Annotated in this window: 1 protein-coding gene and 1 pseudogene; both read left to right on the forward strand. The window is 71.7% G+C overall.

Features of this window, described 5'->3' with window-relative positions:
- On the forward strand, positions 1-847 hold an 847-nt coding region (gene gspK, locus AC27IQ_RS25430), incomplete at its 5' end, for a type II secretion system minor pseudopilin GspK (RefSeq protein WP_487091285.1).
- Between the two features lie 56 nt (positions 848-903).
- Positions 904-1,069, forward strand: a pseudogene (locus AC27IQ_RS25435) (type II secretion system protein GspL); the annotation flags it as partial.

The raw sequence follows: 1,069 nt of genomic DNA on the forward strand, positions 1-1,069 counted from the left end.
CGCACGCGCGCAGTCGGCCTGGATCCTGGCCGGCGCGCTCGACTGGTCGCGGCTCATCCTGCGCGAGGACGCCGCCGCGCGCGACAGCGACGGCACCGACCACCTGGCCGAGCCCTGGGCGGTGCCGCTGGAAGAAGCGCGCCTGTCCACCTTCCTCGCGGCGGACCGCAACGTGAGCCAGCCCGAGGATGCGAGCACCGACACGGCCGATGCCTTCCTGTCCGGCCGGATCATCGACCTGCAGTCGCGCCTGAACCTCTTCAACCTGGTGGACGGCAATGCCGTGCAGGAAATCCCCCTACGCCAGTTCACCCGCCTTTTCGAGCAGCTCGGCCTGCCGCGCCAGCAGCTGAACCTGCTGGCCGACGGGTTGCGCCAGGCCAAGGCCACGGGCGGCGATGCGGGCAACGCGCCCCTGATGCCTCGCACTTTGTCGCAGCTGTCCTGGCTGGGCGTGGACGCCGCTACCATCGCGGCGCTGGAGCCCTACGCCACCGTGCTGCCGCGCAGCACGCGGGTGAACCTGAACACGGCCAGCGCCCAGGTGCTGCAGGCCAGCATCGAGGGGCTGGACATGGCCGGCGCGCAGCAACTGGTGCAGGCGCGCGAGGCCCGGCACTTTCGCAACGAGGAAGACGCGCGCAAGCTGCTGAGCGGCTCGGCGCAGATGGACACCACCACGCACACCGTCTCCTCGTCGTACTACGAAGTGCTTGGCCGGCTGCGGCTGGGAAGCACCGTGGTGCAGGAACGCTCCCTGGTCTACAAGGCCGGCCGCGAAGCCCGCACGCTGTGGCGCGAACGCGGGGTCTTCGCGCGCAACGACGCCGCCACGGCCACCCGCTGACCCCGGCCGCGCGATCCGTCATGCCACGCCCCTAAAATGGCCCGCGAAACCCATCCATGAGCACCCTCATCCTTTCCTTGCCCCCGGGCCACCCGGGGCCGGCCACCGAGTACGGCTACACGCTGACCACCGACGGCCATACCGCCACACGACACGCGAACGCGCCCGCCGCGCTGCTGCCCGACCCGGGCCGCGCCGGCGAGGTGGTGGCCGTGGTGCCGG

Source organism: Acidovorax sp. KPB24-07 (assembly GCF_057543315.1).